The sequence below is a fragment of the Mycolicibacter senuensis genome (assembly GCF_002101885.1).
In the GTDB taxonomy this organism is placed as follows: Bacteria; Actinomycetota; Actinomycetes; order Mycobacteriales; family Mycobacteriaceae; genus Mycobacterium; species Mycobacterium senuense.
Genome location: NZ_LQPS01000036.1, coordinates 94,467 through 111,981, shown reverse-complemented (window position 1 = coordinate 111,981; position 17,515 = coordinate 94,467). Strand labels below are relative to the sequence as shown.

Sequence of the window (17,515 nt, the reverse complement as noted above, 5' to 3'; positions counted from 1 at the left end):
CACTAGTGGGCACTCGGATCGGTCAGAATCTCGACTACTGCCGGCCCGGGGTGGTTGAGGGCTTCTGCGATGGCTGAATTCAACTCCGCCGGATCGGTGACCCGTCTGCCGTAGGCGCCGCAGCTCCGCGCGTAAGCGGCGAAGTCGGGGTTGTGCAGCGATGTCTGCCAGACCTCGTATTCGGAGGACTGCTGCTCCTGGCTGATCTTGGCGAGTTCGGCGTTGTTGAGCAGGATATGGGTGATATTCATGCCGTACTTGACCGCGGTGGTGACCTCGGCGAGGTATTGTCCGAACCCCCCGTCGCCGGTGACGGCGACAATCGGCCGGTCGGGGGCGGCGGCCCAGGCGCCCATCGCGGCGGGGTATCCGAAGCCGATTGAGCCCAGATATCCCGACATCAGGACAGCCTGCTCTTTGGTCTCGAAATATCGACCGAACGAGTACGCATGGTTGCCCACGTCAACGGCGAGGACGGCGTTCGCCGGAACAAGGCGGTTGAGCTCTTGAAAGATCGTCGCGGGAGCCACCCCCGCATCGGGGTCCTTCGTGGCTCGACGGGTCTTTTCCGCCCGCCACACCGACCATCGTTGAGCGATTTCTGGACGCTGATCGGCCAGTGCCGGGTGGGGGCGCACTCGCTCCCACAAAGCGGAGGCGGTTACCCCCACGTCGCCGAGCACCGGAACCGTCACGGGGACGAATCGACCAAGGGCCAGCGGGTCGGTATCGACCTGGACGGTTGGCTTGTACGGGGAGATGCCGGTGTGATTGGAGAAGGACGCGCCGAACACCAGCAGCAGATCGGCCTTGTTCATCATCCACGAGGCGACAGGTGTGCCGGAACGGCCCAGCACACCGCAGGCCAAGGGATGTGTGTCGGAGATCTGCCCCTTGGCCTTGAACGTGGTCAACACCGGCGCGTTCAGACGTTCGGCGAGCGCGACAACGGCCACCATGTCGAACTTCGCGCCGGCACCGACGACGATCACCGGTCGGGTCGCGGCTTCAATCGCGTCAAGAGCCTGCACGAGCGGTACCGCGGGGGGCGCCACCCGAAGGTCCGGCATCCGGCCCTGAGGCCCTGAGGACCGAACGTTGGGGGCCTCGATCACCTGCACTTCGTCCGGCACGACCAGGTGGCCGACACCGCGCTGCAGGATCGCGTGTTTGAGCGCCAGCGTCATCAACTCCGCGTGATCGGAGTTGGCCCGCACCATCGTCGAATAGACGGCAACGTCGGCGAAAGCCGCAAGCAGGTCGATGTCTTGAAAGGCGCCCTTGCCGGCCACCGACGAGTCGACGTTTCCGGATAGCGCGAGCACCGGGGCACGGTCGGATTTCGCGTCGTAGAGCCCGGTCAACAGGTTTGTCGAACCCGGGCCGGCGATACCGAAGCATGCCGCGGGCCGGCCGGTGAGTTTCCCATAGGCTGCGGCGGCGAACGCCGCTGCCCCTTCATGTCGGATGCCGAAATACCGGATTTTCCCAGCGGTTTCAGCACGGTGCAATGCCTCGGCAATGCCGAGGTTCGAATGACCGACCATGCCGAAAACCGTGTCCACGCCCCAATTGGCCATCGTCTCGACCAGCACGTCGCTGATCGTCCGATTGCGTGGGCTGGGTTCGGGAATCCCGACGTAGACGCCATCGTCGCGGGCTTCGACCGGATAGGTGGGGACATCGAAATCAGGTCCGCCTGCGGCCTTCCCGGTGAAGGGGTCGAAATCGAAACCGTGCCATGGACAACGGATTTGGTCGTTCTCCACCGTTCCTTGCCCGAGCGGTCCGCCTTGATGCGGGCAGCGGTTGTCGATAGCACCGTACCGGCCGTGCAGCTTGGTCAGGGCGACGGTCTTGCGCCCGGCCGGGCAGGACGTGACTTCGCCCTCGTCAAGCCCGTCGGGATCGGCGACCTTGTGCCAGTGCACGTCCCGTCGCTGGTCATCGGTCTCAGCGGGCGGGTTCTTCTCAACAGTCACAGTGGTTTCACTCCTGCGTAGGGGACCCCGCTGAGGTAGGCGAAGTCGCGGTCGAATGTCACGAGGTCTTCGAGTTGGAAGTCGGCGAGGCGCCGGTGCCCGCAGGCCCGGGCGAGCAGCACCATCAGTTCCACCACCGAACGCAGGTACCGGTTCAATCGTTCGGCGGCACGTTGCACGGGCAGCCGGGCCCGCAGTCGGGGGTCTTGGGTGGCGATGCCGACCGGGCAGGTATTGGTGTGGCAGGCGCGCATCCCGACGCAGCCGATGGCCTGTAGCGCGGCGTTGGAAATCCCGATCGCGTCGGCTCCCAGGCTCAGAGCTTTGACCATGTCCGCCGGGGTACGGATTCCCCCTGTGACAGCGAGGGTGACCAGGCTTGCCTGGGACCGGTCCAGGTGCCGCCGCGCCCTCGCCAACGCCGGGATGGTCGGCACGGAGATATTGTCGCGGAAAATCGTTGGGGCAGCACCGGTCCCGCCGCCACGGCCGTCGAGGATGATGTAGTCGACGCCGATCTCGAGTGCGGCGTCGATATCGCGTTCGATGTGTTGTGCGCTCATCTTGTATCCGATCGGGATACCGCCGGAGGCCTCGCGAACCTGCGTTGCGAAGTCTTTGAACTGGTCCAGCGATGTCCACTCCGGGAACCGTGCCGGAGAGATCGCCGCCGTGCCGGCCGGCAAATTCCGCACCTCGGCGATCTTCCCCACGACCTTCTCCCCGGGAAGGTGGCCGCCGGTGCCGGTCTTTGCGCCTTGCCCGCCCTTGAAGTGGAAGGCCTGCACCTTGCGCAGGTGGTCAAAGCTCCATCCGAAGCGCCCGGAGGCCAATTCGTAGAAGTACCTCGAATTCTGGTGCTGCTCCTCGGGCAGCATGCCTCCCTCGCCCGAGCAGATTCCCGTGCCGGCAAGCTCGGCTCCCGCCGCCAATGCTGTCTTGGCCTCTTCGGACAGGGCACCGAAGCTCATGTCACTGACGAAGATCGGGATGTCGAGAGTCAGTGGCCGCTTGGCGCCCGGGCCGATCACGGTCTCGGTGCTCACCGGCTCGTCGTCAAGCAGTGGCGGTCGTGCGAGTTGCGCGGTGACAAGCTGGATCGAATCCCACGAGGGCAGCTCGTTGCGCGGAACTCCCATCGCTGCCGTCGGCCCGTGGTCGCCGACCCTGCTCAGTCCGTGCGCGGCGAACTCGTGGATCGCGGTGATGAAGGGTTCCTCGGCGGTGTCCGTCGGCTTGATCCAAGTGCCCTGGTAGCCGTCGTCGTCATAGTTCTGCGGATTGGTGTCGGCGAAGGCGGTCACCGTGGACTCGTCGACGTATACCGAATCATCGGATACCCAGGCGGGGAACTTCGTCAGGGCGACCGATGGGTTGACCGGTGAGACGCCGGTGTCAGCCGCGTAGCGCCAGCCGTGAACCGTGCACACCAGATCGTTTCCGTCGATATGCCCATCGGACATGAGGGCCCCGCGATGTGCGCAGCGCCCGTAAAGCGCGGAGACGTCGTTGCCGCGGAGGATCAGGACAAGGTCCACGCCGGACACTTTCGCGGCGAATGGCTCGCCCTCAGCCAGGTCTGAAAGCGATGCCACTCGCAGGCCGGTTGTCGACTCGGGCGTCATGATCGTGGCTGCTCCTAGTAGTTGACTGATCAAAAGTGCGTCTGCTTCAACCCGGCTAAGGATCCTGACGATACGGACCGGTCCGTCTCGCGTCAAGACGGACCGGTCCGTCTTGTTGTATTTGTCGGACCTCATTAGGGTTCTGGCATGCGCGCAAGCCCCCGAGACCCCAGCCGGCGCAACGAACACTCGCGTCTTGCCATCCTCGAGGCGTCGATTTCCCTGATCGGCGAGCTAGGGTACGACAACGTTTCGATCGAGGCGATTGCCAGGCGGGCCGGCGTGGGCAAGCAGACGATCTACCGCTGGTGGCCCTCCAAAGGTGCGGTGGTGCTTGAAGCCGCCACCCAGAGTCTTGATCCCGTAGTCGCGTTTCCAGACACCGGGGACCTGAAGGCTGACCTGCGGGTTCAGCTGACTGGGATCCTGGAGGTCGTCACGACCACGGGTTTCGGAGCGGCATATCGGGGCGTGGTCGCCGCCGGCCAGTCCGACCCTGGCCTGTTGCGTGCCGTCTTCGACCAGATCGTCGAACCCAACGTCACGGCGTTCGGCGCGCGGGCCGCCCTGGCTCAGGAGCGTGGCGAGATACGCGCCGACGCTGACGTGGGAACTCTGCGCGATGTGCTTTACGGGGTCATCGAGTACCGGATGTTTCACGCAATGCCGATCGAACCCAGATACATCGACGCTGTTCTGGAGATTGCGTTCCAAGGAATCAAACCGGGGTGAAGATACACAGTGGTTCACGTACTCTCGCTGCCCTCACGGTTCTCACCTTGGCCATGACGTTGGCGGCCTGCACTTCAGACGCCCCGGCAACAACGCCCTCATCATCCGGCCTGGATCGGTTCTACTCTCAGCAGATCGCCTGGGAGGCCTGCGAGCGTTATGCCAACACCTCGATCGAGAGTGCCGTCTTTGCCCGGACGCCGACTATTGAGTGTGGACGCTTGGAAGTGCCACTCGATTATCGGGATCCGGGCGGCAGCACAGCCCGCCTCGCCGTCGCGCGAGTGCCCGCGCGAGGCCGGCCCGTCGGCTCGCTGGTGATAAACCCCGGCGGACCCGGCGGCTCCGGGTTGTTCGCCACCGCGGCGATGGCGATGTCGCTCCCGGACGCTCGGCTGACCGAAAGTTTTGACCTTGTCGGTTTCGACCCGCGGGGCGTGGGTAGCTCGGACCCTGCCATCGAGTGCTTCACCGATGCCGAGGCAGATCGTGGCGAGTTCCTGTTGAGCACGCAGGGCACCACTGTGCAATGGACAGAACAGGACACGAAAGACATTCTCGATCGGTGCGCCGAGCGCTCGGGTGGCGTCGACGTACTGACCAGTGTCGGCACCCACAATGCGGCGCGTGACATAGACGTACTGCGGGCCGTGCTCGGCGATGAACAGCTCACCTTCCTGGGGCAGAGTTACGGGACGCGACTGGGCGCCGTCTACGCCGAGCAGTTCCCCCAGAACGTGCGCGCGATGCTGCTCGACGGCGCCATCGATCCGAATCAGGGCACCGTCGCGCGCCGGGTCGGTGCGTACGCCGGGTTCCAGCGCTCTTTCGAGCAGATGGCCGCGTTCTGTGCCACGCAGGTCGACTGTCCCCTGGGCGACGACCCGGCCAGGGCTACCGAGGTGTTTCACCAGATCGTGCGCCCGCTCTACGGTAGGACGGTGCCGGCGTTGAACTCCGATCTAGGGTTCGACGAAGCGATCGGCGGGGTGATCTCCGGTCTCTACAGCCAAGCGGCTTGGCCCCGAATCATCACTGGGATAACGCAGTTGCAACAGGGGCGTGGCGACGAACTGCTACAGCTCAACTATGACTTCTCGCTGCGCGACGCCGAGGGGCGTTGGCCCAATTTCGCCGAGGCGCTCTACGCGATCAATTGCATGGATGAAGAACGGCTCAGCGAGAACGAGGGTAATGCGTTGCGTGCCCGCATATTCGACGCTGCACCCTTCATGGACCCCGGAGTCGCTCTTACTGGCGCCCGCGACGGTTGCGAACAGTGGCCGACGCAGCCGACGCTTGGCATCCCGTACGCGGACGACATCGTGGGACTACCGCCCACGCTGGTCGTGTCGATCACCGGTGATCCCACCACACCGCATGCCGGCGGCGTCAAGCTGGCAGCGACGCTCGGCAGTGCCTTGCTTACCGTGGAAGGGGAAGGACACACCATCGTCATGGCCGGAACCAACCAGTGCGTCAACGAGACAGCCGCCGATTACCTGATCGACCTCCAGTTGCCGCCGGCAGGTGCGTCATGCCAGCTGTGACGCCGTGACCTCCACCGCCAGGTGCGGAGCTCACACGCTGGGCAGCCGCGCGTCGATCCCGTTCGCGATCGTGACGCCCTCGTCGCTGACGTAGAGCTTGCACGCCAGCACGTCGATGGCGACGTTGTTGCTCACCCGCAGGGCTCGCTGACATGACCAGCCCGCACTGTCGTCCTGATGCTGGGTCATCCACAGGGTGGAGTCGACGTCGGCGACCGCGTCGAACGTCCACTGGGTGTCCAGGTAGCCGTCCTTGCTGGTCGCGAATGTCTGCTCGCCGCATGGTGTCCAGCGCCGGGCGGTGGCGTCGAAGAAGCTCTGCGCATCGCCCCTGGTGGCGAACACCGTCGCCGCCTGGACCACGAAATGGTCCAGCGAGCTCTCCGACAGGCTCTGGACAACCGTCGCGGTCCAGTCGGCGTCGGCATACACCGATTGCTCCACGGGCATCCACGCGGCCATGCAGGCCTGGTCAGGGAATTGGTGGCCGACGTCGAACATCCGCGACCGGGAGTCTTCGACCCGCATGCCGTGCGAGCCCATGATGTCGCTGACGGTGGTGGCGTCCAGCAGCACCTCCGGCAGCATCGAGGCTGGGACCGGCCGGGGGCCGTCGTGATCGGCCGGTACCGCCTGGCCGCCGGTCACCTGGGTGCAGCCGGCCACCACGGCGCAGGCCAGCGCCAGCACCGATGCCAACCCAGCGGTGTGTTTCGGCATGCCCTTCCCCAGCTGCGCAGTTGCGATCCTGACACCATAAGGCGTCGGCCGGTCGCGTACCTTCACACGCGTGACCAACCTCGCTTACGACGACCGTAATCAGGATGGCGATCCGGTGCTGTTCATCGCCGGGCGTGGCGGCGCGGGACGCGGCTGGCACCTGCACCAGGTCCGCGACTTCCAACTCGCCCGCTACCGGCCGATCACCTTCGACAACCGCGGTATCGGCGCCACCGAGAACGCCTCGGGGTTCACCACCGGGACCATGGTGGCCGATACCGCGCAGCTGATCGAATCGCTCGGCGTCGGCCCGGTGCGGATCGTCGCGGTGTCGATGGGCTCCTTCATCGCCCAGGAATTGATGCTGGCCCGCCCCGAACTGGTGAAATCCGCAGTGCTGATGGCCACCCGGGGCCGCCACGACCGCACCCGGGAGTTCTTCTATCAAGCCGAGGTGAAACTGGCCGAATCCGGGGTTGCACTGCCCGCCGAGTACGAGGCCAAAGTGCGGATGCTGGAAAGCTTTTCGCCGAAGACTCTCGGTGACGACGCCGCGATCAAGGACTGGATCGCGATGTTCACCATGTGGCCGATCAAGAACACCCCGGGCCTGCGCTGCCAGCTGGATGTGGCGCCACTGACCAACCGGCTGCCGGCCTACGCCAACATCACCGCGCCGGTGCTGGTGATCGGGTTCGGCGACGACGTCGTCACCCCGGCTCACCTGAGTCGCGAGGTCGCCGACGCCATCCCGGGCGCCCGCTACCTCGAGATCCCCGACGCCGGGCACCTCGGGTTCATCGAGAGACCCGACGAGGTGAACAAGGCCGCTCTGGAGTTCCTGGCCGAGGTCGACGGCAAGCCGTTCCGCTGGGCGCCGCCGCCCCCGGCACACGACTAACCTCATTGCAATGACCAACCCTTCGACGGCACAGGCCCGCATCGTCGTCGACGAGCTGATCCGCGGCGGCGTCCGCGACGTGGTGCTGTGCCCGGGGTCGCGCAACGCACCGCTGGCGTTTGCGCTGCACGACGCCGACCGGGCCGGCCGGCTGCGGTTGCACGTCCGCATCGATGAGCGCACCGCCGGGTATCTGGCGATCGGGTTGGCGGTGGGCGCGGGCGCACCGGTGTGTGTGGCGATGACCTCGGGCACCGCGGTGGCCAATCTGGGGCCCGCGGTGGTGGAGGCCAACTACGCGCGGGTGCCGCTGATCGTGCTCAGCGCCAACCGGCCCTACGAACTGCTGGGCACCGGCGCCAATCAGACCATGGAGCAGCTCGGTTACTTCGGCACCCAGGTTCGCGCCACGATCAGCCTGGGGCTGGCCGAGGACGCCCCCGAGCGGATGGCCGCCCTCAATGCCACCTGGCGCTCAGCGGTGTGCCGGGTGTTGGCTGCCGCCAATGGATCTCGCACCGCCAACGCCGGGCCGGTGCAGTTCGACATCCCGCTGCGTGAACCGCTGGTGCCCGAGGCTGGTTCAGGCGGGACGGGTCCGTCCGGCCGCCGGGACGGCCGGCCGTGGACCTATACCCCGCCGGTCAGCTTCGACCAGCCGCTGGACATCGACTTGACCCCGGACACCGTGGTGATCGCCGGGCACGGCGCTGGCGCGCACCCGAATCTGGCAGCACTGCCCACCGTCGCCGAACCGACGGCCCCCACACCGCGCAATCCGCTGCACCCGCTGGCGCTGCCGCTGCTACGCCCGCAGCAGGTCATCATGGCCGGCCGGCCCACCCTGCACCGGCCGGTGTCGGCGCTGCTGGCTGATCCCTCGGTGCCGGTGTTCGCGCTGACCACCGGGCCGCGCTGGCCGGACGTGTCGGGAAACTCCCAGGCCACCGGCACCCGGGCCGTCACCACCGGCCAGCCGGATGCGGCCTGGCTGCGCCGCTGCGCGGACCTGAACGCCCAGGCCAACGCCGCGGTCCGCGAGCAGTTGGCCGCCCACCCGCTCACTACCGGCCTGCATGTGGCCGCCGCCGTCGTCGACGCGCTGCGGCCCGGTGACCAGCTGGTGCTGGGCGCCTCCAACCCGGTGCGCGACGCCGCGCTGGTGGGATTCGCCGCCGACGGCGTGCTGGTTCGGTCCAATCGCGGGGTCGCCGGTATCGACGGCACGGTGTCGACCGCGATCGGCGCGGCGCTGGCCTTTGAACGCGGGGCGGATCCCGGCCGCACCGTCGCCCTGATCGGGGATCTGACGTTCGTGCACGACAGTTCCGGGCTGCTGATCGGGCCCACCGAGCCGACGCCGCGGCAGCTGACCATCGTGGTCTCCAACGACAATGGCGGCGGCATCTTCGAGCTGCTGGAACAGGGCGATCCCCGGTTCGCCGACGTGTCGTCGCGGATCTTCGGCACGCCGCACGACGTCGACGTCGGCGCGCTGTGCCGCGCCTATCACGTCGAGTCCCGGCAGATCGAGGTCGACGAGCTGGCCCCCGCGCTGGCCGAACCCGCCGGCGGGCTGCGGGTGCTCGAGGTCAAGGCCGACCGGTCTTCACTGCGGGCGCTGCACGCCGCGATCAAGGCAGCGCTGTGAGATTGCCTCGCCGCGCGTCGTTGAAATCGCTGCTGGGCAGGCTGATTCACGGTGAGGGCACCGTGGCGCGGGATAGCCTGGCCGGACGCCTACTGCGCTGGTCGCGGATGGCTGTGCTGATCATGATGATCCTGGTCGTCCTGCAGTCGGTGCTGTTGGTGGCGGGGGCCTGGCGCAACGACATCGCCATCGAGCGTGACATGGGGGTGGCCGAGGCCGAGGTGCTCAACGCGGGGTTCCGGCGCTCCACCATCGAGTTCGTCACACCGGAACGAATCACCTACCGCCCGGAGCTCGGGGTGCTCTACCCCTCCGAATTGGCGACCGGGATGCGCATTTACGTCGAATACGACAAGAGCGACCCCGACCTGGTGCGGGTGCAGCATCGCACCGCGGTGCTGGCGATCATCCCGGCCGGCTCGATCGTGGTGATCGCCTTGCTGATCGGCGCCGCCGCGCTGGCCGGGCTGGCCGTCGTCGAGCGGCGTCTAGCGCGGTAGCCGGTCCAGCCAGCCGGGCTCGCCGGTGTCGACGACGGTCCTGGTGCTCAGATCGTAAACTGTTGGGGTGCCTGGGCTTTCCGGATTCGCCGCCAGCAGCTGCACCCGGTTGAAGGCGTTCATCGAGGTGGGTTCGACGGCCGGCTGACCCTCGGCGATCCGGTCCACCACGTGGGCGGGCAGGCCGCTGTCCGAAGCGGTGGCCGCGATGTCCTCGAGGTTCGGGGTCGCGCCCGTGCGGTACAGCTCGTTCACGAACCTCTGGTAGGTCGCCGCCGAGGTGGCCGGGTCGGCGGCTGCCATCAGCGCGTTGCCGACCCGCGCGGAGACGTCATTGCCCCGGCGGCCGTCCAGAAACGTCATCCACCGGTAGGTCACCGCGACATCACCGGCGTCCAGGTGCCGGCTCAGGTCGTCACCGGAGGCCGAGACGAACTTCGCGCATTCGGAGCATTGCGGGTCGCAGAACAGTTCCAGCTGCACCGGGGCGTCGGGGGCTCCGGCCAGCACCCCGAAGTGGTCGGCGCTCAGTGCGGTACCGGGCGGGCCGGGTTCGGCACTGGCGACACCGGGGGCGCACCAGCACAGCGCCATCAGCGCGATGGCAACTAGGTACCGCATCCGGCCCCCTTCTGCTCGTGTGTTCGTCGCAGGCGTGCGCCCGTGGACAACCCTATCGGCAGCGGCCGCTGACAGCGGGGCAGCCATGCGGGTGGCTATCCCTGCGCCGCGGCGGCGACCGGCTGCCACTCCTCCCAGGTGGCGAGCCGGCTTTCGTAGTCTGCCTTGACCAGCTGCAGCGGCAGCGCACCGAAGAACACCCGCAGCGGCGGCTTTTCGGCGTCGACCACCTTCAACAGTGCGGCCGCCGACGCCTGTGGGTCGCCCTGGTGCGCCGCTCGTGGCGCGCGCGCCGCGTCGGCCGCTGCGTGCGCCGCGGCGTAGGCCGGCAACGCGTCGGCGCGCCGGGCGGATGCTCCGCTCCAGTCGGTGTCGAAGCCGCCCGGCTCGATCAGGGTTACGTGAATACCGAACGGCGCGACCTCCTGCGCCAGCGCCTGCGACATGCCTTCCAACGCCCACTTGGAGGCGTGGTAGATGCCGAGGTTGGCGAATGCGGTAACCCCGCCGATCGACGACACCTGGACCAGGTGCCCGCTGCGCTGTTCACGCAGGTACGGCAACGCCGCCTGGGTGATCCACAATGCGCCGAAGACGTTCGTCTCGATCTGATCGCGAGCGTCTTGCTCGGACAGTTCTTCGACGAAGCCGAATTGGCCGTAGCCGGCGTTGTTGACCACGATGTCCAGCCGCCCGAAGTGGTCGTGGGCGTGCTTCACCGCTGCGAAACCCGCCTCGCGGTCGGTCACGTCCAAGGCGAGCGGCAAGACCGCGTCGCCGTAGGTGTCGACCAAGTCGGCCAAGGTGGCGGTGTCGCGGGCGGTGGCGGCGACCCGGTCGCCGCGCCGCAACGCGGCGATGGTCCACTCTCTGCCGAACCCGCGTGATGTTCCGGTGATCAGCCACACTTTTGCGCGCATGGCAGTTGGCAACGTTGCCGGCGGTGAGGTATTCCCGGCTGCGGTAGCGTCGTCGCGGTGAGCCGCGCCCACCTCGACAAAGACCCGCACGCCGTGGCATCGATGTTCGACGGTGTCGCGCGCCGCTACGACGTGACCAACACCGTGATGTCGCTGGGCCGCGACCGCTCGTGGCGGCGCGCCACCCGCCAATCACTCGGGCTGCGACCCGGCGAGAAGGTCCTGGACCTGGCCGCCGGCACCGCCGTCTCGACCGTCGAACTGGCCAAGTCCGGCGCGTGGTGTGTGGCCGCGGACTTCTCGGTCGGCATGCTGGCCGCCGGCCACAAGCGCGACGTACCCAAGGTGGCCGGCGATGCCACCAAGCTGCCGTTCGGCGACGGGGTGTTCGACGCGGTGACGATCAGCTTCGGGCTGCGCAACGTCGTCGACCACCTCGCGGGCCTGCGCGAGATGGCCCGGGTGACCAAAGCCGGTGGGCGGCTAGTGGTCTGCGAGTTCTCCACCCCGACCCTGCCGGTGTTCGCCACCGCCTACAAGGAGTACCTGATGCGGGCGCTGCCGGCGGTGGCCCGCGCGGTGTCGTCCAACCCGGAGGCCTACGTCTATCTGGCCGAGTCGATTCGCGCCTGGCCGGATCAGGCGGCGCTGGCCGAGCGGATCGGGCAGGCAGGCTGGTCGGATGTCAGCTGGCGCAACCTCACCGGCGGCATCGTGGCCCTGCACTCGGCCCGCAAGGCGTAGTTTTCTTCGCGCGTTAGACGGCCGCGCTCGGGGGTCAGCCCAGGTGCGCCGAGAGCAGCCAACCCGCAGCCGACTTGCGGCCGTTCGGCTCGTCGCGCAGCGGAACGCCGCCGAAGCCGGGGAAGTCATCGGGGAACACCGCGTGCAACCGGGCCGGTTTGATCTCGTCGATCACCCAGTACTTCGACACGATGTCGCGCAGTTCGTCGTCGGTCACCGCGAACGGCGGGCCCTCCGGGATGGCGGCCTTGTCGAAGACCAGCACGAAGTAGGACGCTCCGGGCGCGGCGGCCCGCACGATGGAGCGCTGGTAGCCGTCGCGTGCCTCCACCGGGATGGAGTGGAACAGCGTGCTGTCGACGATGGTGCCGAACCGGCCGTCATAGCCGCTGAAGTTGCTGATGTCGGCGACCTCGAAGGTGGCGTTGGTCAGGCCGCGCTTGGCGGCCTCGGCGCGGGCCAACTCGATGGCGGTCGGCGACAGGTCCAGGCCCACGGTGGTGTGGCCCCGCTCGGCCATGTGCATGGAGATGGCGGCCTCGCCGCAGCCGACGTCGAGGATGTCGCCGTGGAACCTGCCCTGCTCGATCAGGGCGGCCAACTCCGGCTGGGGCTCACCGATGCTCCACGGTGGTTTGGCGCCCAACCCCATCTGCTCGGACTCGCCGCGGTAGGCGGCGTCGAACTGGAAGTCCAATGGTTCTTCGCTCATCAATCCGGTATATCAACGAAGCTGATATGTGTCAATGGCCCTGACATCTCGGCGGAAGGAAAGTCACCCGAACGGGCGGCGGCGGTCGATCAGGCGAGACAGCCGGCCCCCGCCGCGCCAGGCGCGCGCCACCAGGTCGGCATCGTCGTCGGTCACCAGGTTGGCCATCACCCGCACCGCCACCCGCATCAGCATCGTCGAGCGCATCGCCACCGGACCGGTGGCCGGCAGAAACCGCGGGAACGTCAACAACAGCGCCAGCCGCCGGGCCACCGAGAACCCGCGGGCGTAGCGGGCGGCCAGCAACTCCGGCCAGGCATGGGTCAGGTCCGGGCAGTCGAGCATCTCGGCCGCCAGCTGCCCGGTCTCCATCCCGTAGTCGATGCCCTCGCCGTTGAGCGGGTTGACGCACGCGGCGGCGTCGCCGATCAGCATCCAGTTCGGCCCGGCCACCCCCGAGACCGCGCCGCCCATCGGCAACAGTGCGCTGGCCGGCGCGCGCACCGGGCCCTCGAAGCCCCATTCGTCGCGGCGCAGGTCGGCGTAGTAGGACATCAGCGGCCGCAGCGCGATGTCGGCGGGCCGCTTGACGGTGGCCAGCGCGCCGACGCCGATGTTCACCTCGCCGTTGCCCAGCGGGAAGATCCACCCGTAGCCCGGCAGCACCGCGCCCTCAGGGGAGCGCAGCTCCAGGTGCGAGGTCAGCCACGGCTCCTCGCTGCGCGGCGAGGCCAGATATCCGCGCGCGGCCACCCCGTAGACCGTCTCCTGGTGCCATTGGCGGCCCAGCACCCGGCCCAGGGTGGAGCGGGCGCCGTCGGCGACGATCAGCGCCCGGCAGCGCACCTCGGTGCCGTCGGCCAGCAGCACCGCACGTACCCGCCCCGACGCATCATGGCGGACGTCGACGGCCTTGGCGCCCAACAGCATCCGCGCACCGGATTCCTCGGCCACTTTGCGGATGCGGTCGTCGAGCTCGGTGCGCGGCGCGGCGCTGCCGGTCGAGGGGAACGAGGGCCCGGGCCAGTCCACCTGCACATCGCCGCCGAACCCGGACATCCGCAGCCCGCGGTGCCGGATGTGGCTGTCGAGCCAGTCGCCCAGGCCCAACAGTTCGAGCTGCTCGACGGCCCTCGGGGTCAGGCCGTCGCCGCAGGGTTTGTCGCGGGGGAAGGTGGCCCGATCGACCACCAGCACGTCCCGGCCAGCCCGCGCCGCCCAGGCGGCGGCCGCCGACCCCGCCGGACCCGCCCCGACTATCACCACGTCGGCTACCGTCTCAGCGCTGGAATTCACACTCACAAGTATGTTGGAGCCGTGAGGACACCGGCGAGTGTGGTGGCGGGGCTGGATTTCGGCGGGCTGGGTGACCCGGCGTTCGCGGGCAATGTCCGCGACGGGGTGGCGCGCATCGAAGAGCTGATGGACACCGAGTTGCGCGGCGGCGACGCGCTGATGACCGAGGCCGTCACCCATCTGTTCGACGCCGGCGGCAAGCGCTTCCGGCCGTTGTTCACGGTGTTGTCCGCCCAGCTCGGCCCGGAACCCGACGCCTGGCAGGTAACCGTGGCCGGCGCGGTGATCGAGCTGGTGCACCTGGCCACGCTGTATCACGACGACGTGATGGACGAGGCGCAGATCCGCCGCGGGGCGCCGAGTGCCAACGCGCGCTGGGGCAACAACATCGCGATCCTGGCGGGTGACTACCTGTTCGCGACGGCGTCCCGGCTGGTATCGCGGCTGGGACCCGAGGCGGTGCGGATCATCGCCGAGACCTTCGCTCAACTGGTGACCGGGCAGATGCGCGAGACCCGCGGCTTAGCGCAGGGCGCGGCGGATGGCGCAGCCGCGATCGAGCACTACCTCAAGGTGGTCTACGAGAAGACGGCCTGCCTGATCTCGGCGTCCGGCCGGTTCGGCGCGACGTTCTCCGGCGCCGACGACGCCCAGATCGAGCGGCTGGCCCGCCTCGGTGGCATCGTCGGCACCGCGTTCCAGATCTCCGACGACATCATCGACATCGACTCCGACCCCGACGAGTCCGGCAAGCTGCCCGGCACCGACCTGCGCGAGGGCGTGCACACGCTGCCGGTGCTCTACGCGCTGGCCGAGACCGGCCCGGACGCCGAGCGGCTGCGGGTCTTGCTGGCCGAGCCGGTCACCGACGACGCGGTGCTGGCCGAGGCGCTGGGGCTGCTGCGGGCGTCGGCGGGCATGACCAGGGCGAAGCAGACGGTGGCCGATTACGCCGCGCGGGCCCGCGCGGAGCTGGATTCGCTGCCCGATTGCGTCGGCCGTGCGGCGCTGGCCGGCCTGGTCGACTACACCGTGAACCGGCACGGCTGATCGCAATGACGGAACCCGCGCAGTGCCCGCGGCGTTTAATGGGCAAGACCGCGGTTCTCCGAGGAGGAAGTCGATGACCTGGCACCCGCATCACAACACAGCGAAGACGTTCTTCCTGCTGCTCGTCATGTCGGGGCTGATCGTCTTGGTGGGCCGGGCATTCGGGCCGCAGATGATGTGGCTGGCGGTGTTGTTCGCCGTGGGCATGAACGTCTACACCTACTTCAACAGTGACAAGCTGGCGCTGCGGGCGATGCGGGCCCAGCCGGTCACCGAGGTGCAGGCACCGGACATGTACCGGATCGTGCGCGAGCTGGCGACCACCGCGCACCAGCCGATGCCGCGGCTCTACGTCAGCGACACCAACGCCCCCAACGCGTTCGCCACCGGACGCAACCCCCGGCACGCCGCGGTGTGCTGCACCAGCGGAATCCTGCGGCTGCTCAATGAGCGCGAGCTGCGTGCGGTGCTCGGCCACGAACTGTCGCACGTCTACAACCGCGACATCCTGATCTCGTGTGTGGCCGGCGCGCTGGCCTCGGTGGTCACCGGGCTGGCCAACATGGCGATGTTCATGGGCAACCGCCGCGACGGTAACCCGCTGGCGATGCTGCTGGTCGCGTTGGTGGGACCGATCGCGGCGTCGATCGTGCGGATGGCGGTGTCGCGGTCGCGGGAGTACCAGGCCGACCAGTCCGGTGCCGAGCTCACCGGTGACCCGCTGGCGCTGGCGTCGGCGCTGCGCAAGATCTCCGACGGGGTGCAAGCCGCACCGCTGCCGCCCGAACCGCAGCTGGCCAGCCAGTCGCATCTGATGATCGCCAACCCGTTCCGGGTCGGGGAGAAGGTCGGCCAGCTGTTCTCCACCCACCCGCCGATGGCCGACCGGATCCGCCGGCTCGAGGAGATGGCCCGGGGGTAGGGCGCTTCCGAGCTCAGCTCAGTCCTGGTTCGCCGGTGTGTTCGCGTCCTCGCTGGTGTCTGCCGCGGTGTCACCGGGGGTGTAGATGGTGCCGCCGGTGGCCTGATGCTGTCGCCGCCAGTCTTCGAGAGCCTGCTCGGCCGCGTGATCGAGGTAGGTGGTCGAGACGTCGAGGGTGACGTGGGTGCCGGCTGGGATCGCCGCCAGCACGCCCGTCAGCCGGGGCAGCGCCAGGAAGGTGCACGCGCCCGAGACACTCACCAGCCATTCGTCGCCGATGTGCTCGGCGACGATCTTGACCCGGATCACCCGCCAGCCGGTCAACACCATGGCCAGGGCCAGCCCGATCAGCACACCGTGCAGCAGGTTGAGGAACACCACGCCCAGCAGCGTTACCAGGTAGACCGCGAGATCCCGGCTGCGCCACGCGGCTTCGATGTGGACCGTCTTGATCAGCTGAAACCCGACGGTGATCAGCAGGCCGGCCAGCGCGGCACTCGGGATCTGTTGGACCAGCGCGGCGAACGGCAGCGCGAACAGCAGGATCCACACGCCGTGCAGGAACGCCGAGGCCCGGGACTTCGCGCCGGAATTGACGTTGGTGGCGCTGCGCACGATCACCCCGGTGATCGGCAGGCCGCCCAGCATCCCGGAGGTGACGTTGGCGGCGCCCTGACCGATCAGTTCGCGGTTGAAGTCGGTGCGCGCCCCGGTGTGCATCCGGTCCACCGACACCGCCGAGAGCAGACTCTCCACGCTGGCGATCAACGCCACGATGACCACGCCGACGAAGGCGGCAGTCCAGTTGCCGTGCGGCAGCGCGGGCAGTTGCACGGCGTCCAGCAGTGACCCGTCCAGCCTGATGCGGCGCACGTCGAGGGAGAAGACCAGGGTCAGCACCGTCGCCCCGACGATCGCGACCAGCGGCCCGGGAACCCGGCCCAGCGCGCCGGGCACCGATCGCCAGGCGAGCATGGTGATGATGACCAGGATGCCCAGGATCGGCTCGGTGCCCTGGGCCTCGATCAGCCCGTCGGGCAGGCCGGACAGGTTCTCCCACGCCGAACTCGCCGACTGACCGCCCAGCAGCACGTGAAGTTGTTGCAGGGTGATCGTGATGCCGATGCCGGCCAGCATGGCGTGCACTACGACCGGCGAGATCGCCAGCGCGGCCCGCGCCACCCGGCTCAGTCCCAGCAGGATCTGCAGCACGCCCGCGCCGACGGTGATCGCGCAGGTCACCTTCCAGCCGAAGCGGCTCACCAGATCGGCGACGACCACGGTCAGCCCGGCCGCCGGCCCGCTCACCTGCAGTGGCGACCCGCCCAGTGCGCCGACGACGATCCCGCCGACGATGGCGGCGATCAACCCGGCGAGCACCGGGGCGTCGGAGGCGATGGCGATGCCCAGCGACAGCGGCAGCGCGACCAGGAACACCACCAGGGATGCCGGCAGGTCATAACGCAGGATCGTGCGTGATCGGCTTGGACGTCGGTCGACGTCGGTGCCGGCTTTACGCGCGGTCAGCATCGTGGTTGGTTCCCCTGCCCTCGTCGGTGTTTCTGAGCTGCAGGAAAACTATTGATGTC

16 protein-coding genes are annotated in these 17,515 nt (G+C 68.2%); 8 read left to right on the top strand and 8 right to left on the bottom strand.

All coding sequences use genetic code 11. The features are described from left to right. Positions 1 to 2 precede the first annotated feature (2 nt). Together AWC24_RS11040 and AWC24_RS11035 are read right to left on the bottom strand one after the other, a co-directional pair. Entirely contained in the window at positions 3 to 1,982 is a 1,980-nt protein-coding gene (locus AWC24_RS11040) for a thiamine pyrophosphate-dependent enzyme (RefSeq protein WP_085084822.1), read from the bottom strand. After that, complete coding sequence (locus AWC24_RS11035; RefSeq protein WP_085084820.1) at positions 1,979 to 3,607, bottom strand: glutamate synthase-related protein; 1,629 nt, start codon at positions 3,605 to 3,607, stop codon at positions 1,979 to 1,981. The genes AWC24_RS11040 and AWC24_RS11035 overlap by 4 nt, the downstream gene beginning before the upstream one ends. Before the next feature lie 147 nt (positions 3,608 to 3,754). On the opposite strand from AWC24_RS11035, the gene AWC24_RS11030 reads away from it, so the two are divergent. Continuing rightward, a complete protein-coding gene (locus AWC24_RS11030) occupies positions 3,755 to 4,339 on the top strand; it encodes a TetR/AcrR family transcriptional regulator (protein ID WP_085084818.1) in 585 nt (194 codons plus the stop codon). Between the two features lie 53 nt (positions 4,340 to 4,392). Beyond that, the gene (locus tag AWC24_RS11025; protein ID WP_085084816.1) at positions 4,393 to 5,889 is read left to right on the top strand and encodes an alpha/beta hydrolase; all 1,497 of its coding nucleotides are present in this window, start codon (positions 4,393 to 4,395) and stop codon (positions 5,887 to 5,889) included. A 30-nt stretch (positions 5,890 to 5,919) separates the two neighbouring features. Here the strand turns inward: AWC24_RS11025 and AWC24_RS11020 are convergent, their stop codons facing one another. Then, the gene (locus AWC24_RS11020) at positions 5,920 to 6,609 is read right to left on the bottom strand and encodes a sensor domain-containing protein (RefSeq protein ID WP_085084814.1); all 690 of its coding nucleotides are present in this window, start codon (positions 6,607 to 6,609) and stop codon (positions 5,920 to 5,922) included. Positions 6,610 to 6,679: 70 nt separating this feature from the next. On the opposite strand from AWC24_RS11020, the gene AWC24_RS11015 reads away from it, so the two are divergent. From AWC24_RS11015 to AWC24_RS11005, 3 genes are read left to right on the top strand one after another with little or no spacing between them, the layout of a single operon-like run. Beyond that, positions 6,680 to 7,510, top strand: a complete 831-nt coding sequence (locus AWC24_RS11015; RefSeq protein WP_085084812.1) for an alpha/beta fold hydrolase — start codon at positions 6,680 to 6,682, stop codon at positions 7,508 to 7,510. A gap of 10 nt (positions 7,511 to 7,520) precedes the next feature. After that, on the top strand, positions 7,521 to 9,161 hold the full coding sequence (gene menD / locus AWC24_RS11010) for a 2-succinyl-5-enolpyruvyl-6-hydroxy-3-cyclohexene-1-carboxylic-acid synthase (RefSeq protein ID WP_085084810.1): 1,641 nt from the start codon (positions 7,521 to 7,523) through the stop codon (positions 9,159 to 9,161). Beyond that, entirely contained in the window at positions 9,158 to 9,661 is a 504-nt protein-coding gene (locus AWC24_RS11005) for a DUF3592 domain-containing protein (RefSeq protein ID WP_165757731.1), read from the top strand. Before menD ends, AWC24_RS11005 begins: the two co-directional genes overlap by 4 nt. Here AWC24_RS11005 and AWC24_RS11000 read toward each other — a convergent pair. Further along, positions 9,650 to 10,282 (bottom strand): thioredoxin domain-containing protein, encoded by a 633-nt coding sequence (locus tag AWC24_RS11000; RefSeq protein ID WP_085084808.1) that lies wholly within the window; start codon positions 10,280 to 10,282, stop codon positions 9,650 to 9,652. The two genes, AWC24_RS11005 and AWC24_RS11000, sit on opposite strands and share 12 nt — an antisense overlap. 95 nt (positions 10,283 to 10,377) lie before the next feature. Next, positions 10,378 to 11,202 (bottom strand): SDR family oxidoreductase, encoded by an 825-nt coding sequence (locus AWC24_RS10995; protein ID WP_085084806.1) that lies wholly within the window; start codon positions 11,200 to 11,202, stop codon positions 10,378 to 10,380. A gap of 57 nt (positions 11,203 to 11,259) precedes the next feature. Between AWC24_RS10995 and AWC24_RS10990 the strand changes: the two genes are divergently transcribed. After that, positions 11,260 to 11,946 (top strand): demethylmenaquinone methyltransferase, encoded by a 687-nt coding sequence (locus tag AWC24_RS10990; protein WP_085084805.1) that lies wholly within the window; start codon positions 11,260 to 11,262, stop codon positions 11,944 to 11,946. Positions 11,947 to 11,980: 34 nt separating this feature from the next. On the opposite strand, the gene AWC24_RS10985 is transcribed toward AWC24_RS10990, so the two are convergent. Together AWC24_RS10985 and menJ are read right to left on the bottom strand one after the other, a co-directional pair. Beyond that, positions 11,981 to 12,658, bottom strand: coding sequence for a class I SAM-dependent methyltransferase (locus tag AWC24_RS10985; protein ID WP_085084803.1), 678 nt, complete (start codon positions 12,656 to 12,658; stop codon positions 11,981 to 11,983). 63 nt (positions 12,659 to 12,721) lie between these two features. Continuing rightward, the gene (menJ, locus tag AWC24_RS10980) at positions 12,722 to 13,954 is read right to left on the bottom strand and encodes a menaquinone reductase MenJ (protein ID WP_109560414.1); all 1,233 of its coding nucleotides are present in this window, start codon (positions 13,952 to 13,954) and stop codon (positions 12,722 to 12,724) included. Between the two features lie 21 nt (positions 13,955 to 13,975). On the opposite strand from menJ, the gene grcC1 reads away from it, so the two are divergent. Both grcC1 and htpX read left to right on the top strand, forming a co-directional pair. Further along, positions 13,976 to 15,004 carry a nonaprenyl/(2E,6E)-farnesyl/geranylgeranyl diphosphat synthase gene (grcC1, locus tag AWC24_RS10975; protein ID WP_165757730.1) on the top strand — a complete coding sequence of 343 codons (1,029 nt, stop codon included), beginning with the start codon at positions 13,976 to 13,978 and terminating at the stop codon, positions 15,002 to 15,004. Positions 15,005 to 15,077: 73 nt separating this feature from the next. Next, a complete protein-coding gene (htpX, locus tag AWC24_RS10970; RefSeq protein WP_085084799.1) occupies positions 15,078 to 15,926 on the top strand; it encodes a zinc metalloprotease HtpX in 849 nt (282 codons plus the stop codon). 18 nt (positions 15,927 to 15,944) lie between these two features. Here htpX and AWC24_RS10965 read toward each other — a convergent pair whose 3' ends face one another. Further along, on the bottom strand, positions 15,945 to 17,456 hold the full coding sequence (locus AWC24_RS10965) for a SulP family inorganic anion transporter (RefSeq protein ID WP_085084797.1): 1,512 nt from the start codon (positions 17,454 to 17,456) through the stop codon (positions 15,945 to 15,947). Positions 17,457 to 17,515 lie beyond the last annotated feature (59 nt).

Excerpts from the sequence above, each read along its gene's own strand:
- AWC24_RS11035 (WP_085084820.1), bottom strand. The coding sequence starts at position 3,607 with ATGACGCCCGAGTCGACAACCGGCCTGCGAGTGGCATCGCTTTCAGAC.
- AWC24_RS10965 (WP_085084797.1), bottom strand. The coding sequence starts at position 17,456 with ATGCTGACCGCGCGTAAAGCCGGCACCGACGTCGACCGACGTCCAAGC.
- AWC24_RS11025 (WP_085084816.1), top strand. The coding sequence starts at position 4,393 with ATGACGTTGGCGGCCTGCACTTCAGACGCCCCGGCAACAACGCCCTCA.
- AWC24_RS11000 (WP_085084808.1), bottom strand. The coding sequence starts at position 10,282 with ATGCGGTACCTAGTTGCCATCGCGCTGATGGCGCTGTGCTGGTGCGCC.
- AWC24_RS10985 (WP_085084803.1), bottom strand. The coding sequence starts at position 12,658 with ATGAGCGAAGAACCATTGGACTTCCAGTTCGACGCCGCCTACCGCGGC.
- htpX (WP_085084799.1), top strand. The coding sequence starts at position 15,078 with ATGACCTGGCACCCGCATCACAACACAGCGAAGACGTTCTTCCTGCTG.
- menD (WP_085084810.1), top strand. The coding sequence starts at position 7,521 with ATGACCAACCCTTCGACGGCACAGGCCCGCATCGTCGTCGACGAGCTG.
- AWC24_RS10995 (WP_085084806.1), bottom strand. The coding sequence starts at position 11,202 with ATGCGCGCAAAAGTGTGGCTGATCACCGGAACATCACGCGGGTTCGGC.
- AWC24_RS11030 (WP_085084818.1), top strand. The coding sequence starts at position 3,755 with ATGCGCGCAAGCCCCCGAGACCCCAGCCGGCGCAACGAACACTCGCGT.
- AWC24_RS11020 (WP_085084814.1), bottom strand. The coding sequence starts at position 6,609 with ATGCCGAAACACACCGCTGGGTTGGCATCGGTGCTGGCGCTGGCCTGC.